The sequence below is a fragment of the Clostridium sp. LY3-2 genome (genome assembly GCF_024705715.1).
In the GTDB taxonomy this organism is placed as follows: domain Bacteria; phylum Bacillota; class Clostridia; order Clostridiales; family Clostridiaceae; genus Clostridium.
Genome location: NZ_JAMDLQ010000010.1, coordinates 144,831 through 151,012, shown reverse-complemented (window position 1 = coordinate 151,012; position 6,182 = coordinate 144,831). Strand labels below are relative to the sequence as shown.

The 6,182-nt window shown below is 26.8% G+C and carries 3 protein-coding genes; 1 reads left to right on the top strand and 2 read right to left on the bottom strand.

Going from position 1 to position 6,182, the window contains the following annotated elements:
- Positions 1 to 80 precede the first annotated feature (80 nt).
- Positions 81 to 4,931, top strand: a complete 4,851-nt coding sequence (locus M4I33_RS02755; protein ID WP_257915349.1) for a SpaA isopeptide-forming pilin-related protein — start codon at positions 81 to 83, stop codon at positions 4,929 to 4,931.
- Positions 4,932 to 4,967: 36 nt separating this feature from the next.
- Here the strand turns inward: M4I33_RS02755 and M4I33_RS02750 are convergent, their stop codons facing one another.
- Together M4I33_RS02750 and M4I33_RS02745 are read right to left on the bottom strand one after the other, a co-directional pair.
- On the bottom strand, positions 4,968 to 5,432 hold the full coding sequence (locus tag M4I33_RS02750; protein WP_257915347.1) for a hypothetical protein: 465 nt from the start codon (positions 5,430 to 5,432) through the stop codon (positions 4,968 to 4,970).
- Positions 5,433 to 5,783: 351 nt separating this feature from the next.
- Positions 5,784 to 6,077 (bottom strand): DUF3892 domain-containing protein, encoded by a 294-nt coding sequence (locus tag M4I33_RS02745; RefSeq protein WP_257915346.1) that lies wholly within the window; start codon positions 6,075 to 6,077, stop codon positions 5,784 to 5,786.
- Between the last annotated feature and the right edge of the window lie 105 nt (positions 6,078 to 6,182).

Genomic DNA, 6,182 nt, shown 5'->3' with positions numbered 1-6,182 from the left:
ATTTAAGGAATCAAAAAAGATTACTTAAAAAAGATTAGCCGATTTTTTTTACGGAAGAAAAATAAGAGAGGAGAACTTATATGAGTAACAAAAGGAAAAGGTTTTTTAAGTACTTATCAATTTTTATAACTTTAAATTTTTTAGTTAGTTTATTATTTCCAAATATTATAGCAAACGCAGCGCCGAATAATATTAATAATAATTTAGAAATTTCTATAACTAGCAATAAAGATAAGGTAGAGTCAGGAAAGCAGATAGAGTTTAAATTAGAGTATAGGGTTACAGGAGGACAAGGGTCTTTAAAAGAAGGAGATGTTTTAGAATTTGAATTACCAAAGGATTTTACAGATATAAAACCATCTTATCCTAAAGAGCATTTTAAAGAAGTTACTGTTTCAGGAAATACTGTTAAGGCTGTGTTTGGAAAAGGTGCAGAAACAGCTTTAGCTGGATACTTAACTATAAAAGCAAATGCAAAAGACGTAGACAAGCCTATAGATGAAAAGGTAACTGTAAATGTTAGTGGAATAGTTAAAACTCTAGATGTGCAAATAGTACCAGATCCAAATAAAGGTGCGAGTGGTGGAGTAGCTGATAGACAATTAATAAAAAGTGTTGATGGTGCATTTTCTTATGAAGACGGTAAACTTTTAGCAAATATAAGTAAACCTGCACTAGGTAAGGTTCAAAAATACACAGTATATGTTAACGAAAAATATGACACTATGTATAATGCTGTTTTTAGTGATAAGTTACCAAAAGGAAGTACCCTTTTAAAAGATTCAATAAAAATATTTGAAGAATCTAATGGTGGAAGAGAGAGAGAAGTAACAAGTGAATTTAGAAATAGAACAGCCCCAGGGGTTGATACTTTAAATATAAATTTTGGAGATACAAATAACAAATATAGAATTCAGTATTCAACAAGATATACAGAAGAGTTAGACAAGTATATAAACACTTCTTCTTTAACTCAATATAATAAGCCTAAAATAGAGAGTTCAACTATAGTAAGGCCTATTACAAAAAATGATATGATTTCAAAAGGTTACACTAGTGAAAATAGAGTTGAAAATGAAGATGGAACTAATTCTTATTATGTAAGTAATACTGGAGATATAGTTAATTATAAAATTTCAGTAAATCCTAATAACGGAAATATGAAAAATGCCCTGTTAGAAGATGTTTTTCCAAAGGGAATGGAAATAGTTAAAAATTCTTTAAGCATTTATCAAATAGATGAAAATGGCAATTTTTCATGGGTTACAGATAATTTTAAAGATAAAACAAAAATAGAAAATGGAAAGTTAACTATAGACTTTGGAAATTCTGATAAAAATTATACTGTAAATTATAAACTTAAAGTAATTGATAGATATAAAGAATACAAAAATGATGCAACTATAACTTATAGTGGTAAAAATCAAGAATCAGATGCAACTATAAGTTATGAGAGAAATGCAGGAGCAATAAATGCTAAAAAGATAGTAGATAAGACTGAAATTTTAAAAGGCGACGATCAAATAGTTAATTATACTATTGATTTTGATTGCTTTGGATATTTTAATCAAAATTATCTTAAAATAGAAGATAATCTAGATAGTAGATTAAAGATTTTAGATATAGAAGTTCCTAAAGAGTTTACTGCAAGTACTTCAGGAAATAAGATAACTGTAGTAAATGATAAAGGTTCTATAGAGTATGGCGAGGATCTTTCAATAAAAATCAAAGCAGATTTTAGTAAAGTTCCAAATGGTACTACTATACAAAACGTAGCTACAATTGATAAAACTAATACAAACAAAGTAGAAACTAAAAAAGGTTATGCTTTTTCTTTTAAAAAAATAGATAGTTTAACTAAAGCTCCTTTAAGTGGAGCAAAGTTTGAAGTTCTAGATAAGGATAAGAACCTTGTAAAAACTTTAGTTTCTGATGAGAATGGAATTGTTAAAGGAGATTTAGATAGCTCTGGTGATTATTACTTAAAAGAAGTAGAGGCACCAAAGGGATATAATTTAGATAATAAAGAAATAAGTTTCAAAGTATCTAATAAAGATATAGGAACTACTTTAGAATTAAAAGATATTGAAAACAATATAAAAACAGGTTCTGTAACTTTAACTAAGGAAGATAGTATAACTAAAAAGCCTTTAGAGGGAGCAAGTTTTAAATTATATAACGATAAAGATGAAGTTATAAATACATCAAAAACAGATGAAGACGGAAAAATAAATATAGATAATTTAAGACCAGGAAAATATTACTTCAAAGAAAGTATAGCGCCTAAAGGATATAATATTTCAAATGATAAATATAACTTTGAAATTATTAAAGGTGAAGTAGATAAAAAGATAGAAGTTGTAGCTTTAAATGATGTTAAGCTTGGAAAAGTTATTTTAACTAAGGAAGATAAAGAAACAAACGCAAAATTAGAAGGTGCTGCCTTTGATTTGTTTAAAATAAACGATGATTCAAAAGAAGTTAAAACAGGTAGTTTTACTTCAGATAAAAACGGAGAGATAAAGGCAGAAGATTTAGTGCCGGGAAATTATTATTTTATAGAAACTAAAGCACCAATCGGATATGAACTAAGTAATGTTAAAAATAATTTCACTATAACTTTAGGGGAAACAGATAAGGTATCTAATTTAGTAGTTAAAAATGATATTTTAAAAAATGAAATAGCACTAGTTAAATTAGATGATTATACTAACAAGCCTTTAGAAGGGGCAAAGTACGGTTTATATGACTCAAATAATAACCTTATAAAAGAAGTTACTACAAATGAAAATGGTGAGGGAATAATAAACGAAAGACTTAGAACTGGTAGTTATTATTTCAAAGAGCTAGAGGCTCCAGTTGGTTATAAAATTAGTGATGAAAAGCTTGCATTTAATATAGACTCAAAAAATAATGTAGATAAAAATAGATTAGTTGCAAAAGATTCAGCGATATTAAGCTCTGCAAAACTAATTAAAGTTGATGAAAAAACTGATGAAAAATTAGAAGGGGCAGTTTATGGAGTTTACGATTTATCTGATAATTTACTAGAAAAAGTAACTACAGATAAAAATGGTGAAGGGGTAACAGGTAAGGTTTTAAGACCAGGAAGTTACTACTTTAAGGAGATAACTCCACCTAAGGGTTATTATTTAAATAACTTAAAATATAAGTTTGATATAAGTTTAAAAGATGCAGGTAAAGTAACTACTATAAAAGCTAAAGATTTTATAGTAACTAGCGCTCTTAAAGTTACTAAGGTAGACAGCGAAACAAAAGAAAAGTTAGAAGGTGCTATTTTTGAATTATATAAAGATAATGATTTAATAGGAAGTTTAAAGACAGGTAAAGATGGCACATTAACTTTTGATAATTTAAGACCTGGTAATTATTATGTTGTAGAGAAAGTTTCTCCAAAGATGTACGAATTAGATAGTTCAAAACATAGTTTTAAAGTAGAATTATCAAATTCAAAAAAAGAAATAAATATAGAAATAAAAAATAATATCAAAAAGGGAAATGTAAGCTTTATTAAAGAAGATTATAATACTTTAGAAAAGCTAGAAGGTGCTGTATATGGATTATATGACTCTAATGATAATCTAATCGAAGAAGCTAAGAGTAATAGTTTAGGAAAGGGAGAATTTACGTCAAAAGTAAGACCTGGAGACTATTATATCAAAGAGATTAAAGCGCCTAAAGGATATAATTTAAATACTGAAAAGATTCCTTTAAAAATAGACTTAGATAATTTAAATAAAGAAATAGTAGTTAAGGACTCTGTTATATTAAGTGAGGTTAAATTAACTAAAATAGATAGCTCTACTTCAGAAAAAATACAAGGTGCTAAATATGGATTATATGATTCAAATGATAATTTAATAAGTACAGTTAAAACAGGAAAAGACGGAGAAGTAACTACAGATAAAATTTTAAGACCAGGAGATTATTATTTTAAAGAGATAGAGGCACCGGAAGGATATAACTTAAATACTACTAAATATCCTTTTAAGATACTTTTAGGTGAAGATAAAACAATTAAAAATATAATAGCTAAAGACGATATAATTTTAGGGTCAGTAACTCTAACAAAAATAGATTCAGAAACACTTTCAAAACTTGAAGGAGCTAAGTTTAAACTATTTAATAACCTTGGTGAAATTTCAGAATACACTACAGATGAAAACGGAAATATAAAAGTAGATAATCTAAGACCAGGAAAGTATTATTTTGTTGAAACAGAAGCGCCTAAAGGTTATGAACTAGATAATTCAAAGCATGAATTTAATATAGAACTTAAAGATTCAGATAAACCTATATTCATACAAGCTAAAAACAATATTAAAAAATGCCAAGTTAAATTAATTAAAAAAGATAGCTTTAATGGAACTAATTTAGAAGGTGCTATATACGGTTTATACGATGAAAAAGATAATTTAATCGAAGAAGTAACTACACTTAAAAATGGTGAAGGATTATCAAAAGAAAAGTTAAGACCTGGTAAGTATTATTTTAAAGAGATAAAAGCACCTGAAGGCTATAAGAAAGACGATGAAAAATTATTCTTCGATGTAACCTTTGATGATTTAGGAAAAACTAAAATAATAACAGCAGAAAATGATCCTATAGTAGAAGAGGATAAAACAAAAACTACTTATAAAAACGAAAACCCTATACCTAAGATAGAAAAGGATGTAAAACCTACAAATAAAGAGGTAAGAAAAGAAGAAAAAATAGTAGAAGAAAATAAAAAAGATACTAAATCAATAGATAACAAAGAAAAAGATATAAAAGAAGAAGTTAAGAAAGAAGAACAAAAAGAGATAGTGAAAATATTACCTAAAACAGGTTACGAAAATAAATATATTTATTTAGGGGTAGGAAGTATTATCATAGGATTATTTATGGTTCTTAAGAAAAGAAGAGCATAAGAAAAAGTGAGTAGAATTTAAATTCTACTCACTTTTTTAACTCGCTTTTTTATTTTCATCGTTTGAAGATAGTTCTTCTTTTCTTCTATCTGATATAGTCTTTAATTTATTTTTTCTTTTTAATTTCTTTAATACGACTACTCTTCTATAGGCAAAGAATAAAAGGATTGTTGTAACTAATAAGCCAGTTGCAGCAATATTTGAATTCATTACATCAGAAGGCGTTTGGATTATAACTAAAGAATCATCTTTAAAAGATATAAACCAAAGTAGCATTTCAAGTATAAGAAAAGTACAAGAAAGCTTTGGTATTTTAGAAAATTTTAAAAGATAAATAGACATTACTAATAAAAAACCTACCATTAACCCTACAGTAGTTGTAAACTGAGTCTCTGAAATCCTAATTGGAATATTTGTAGAGATTACAAGAGAGTACAACCAAAATGAAAACCATATTAAGTTTAGTGCTAAACTAACTATAAAATCAAAAAATCTTTTCATTACGCTTCTCCTAAAATATGTCCTTATAAAAATTCTATTTAAAAATAGGCACTAAAGTCAATTACTAAACGGTTAAATTTAGTATATATTCATATTTTATATAAATAAAAATACCATTTTTAAGAAATTTGTAAGTTTTATAGAATTTTACGCATAAAAAATGAGCACCTGGTTTAAATATCATATAGATATTCAAGCAAGGTGTTCATGGTTTATGTATATTTATATCATAACATGGATGCAAAATTTTAGTGTGTATAAATTGTAAAATATTAGAATATTATTGTTAATTATAGACAAAATAAAATAAGGTACATTAGAAGATTAATTCTAATGTACCTTATTTTTATGTTAAACAGAAATTTGAGGTAGGCTAGATAAATTGTTGCTTTCAGTTCCGTCAGGTAATGTTCTTAAATATTCATCACCAAACTTTGAAACTGCTACTCCAACACCATTAATCATTCCGTCTTTTGCAAGTTTAACGGCTTCGTCTTTGTCGACTCTTTTTCCGTCTTCAAACTCATAACCTACAATAGTTCCACTTTTATTTAAAACTTTGCAGATAGTGTGAGCGTTATCTTTTGGAGTAGGGACAACTTCGTTAATATTTTTTGGTAAATTACCAACCATTTTTGTATCCATATAAACACCTCCAGTTAATCTATTTATAGTTTGTGTTAAATGTTTTGAATTATACATAAAAGAGATAAAAAAAATATATAATCTTATAATAGAAATTTATATTAG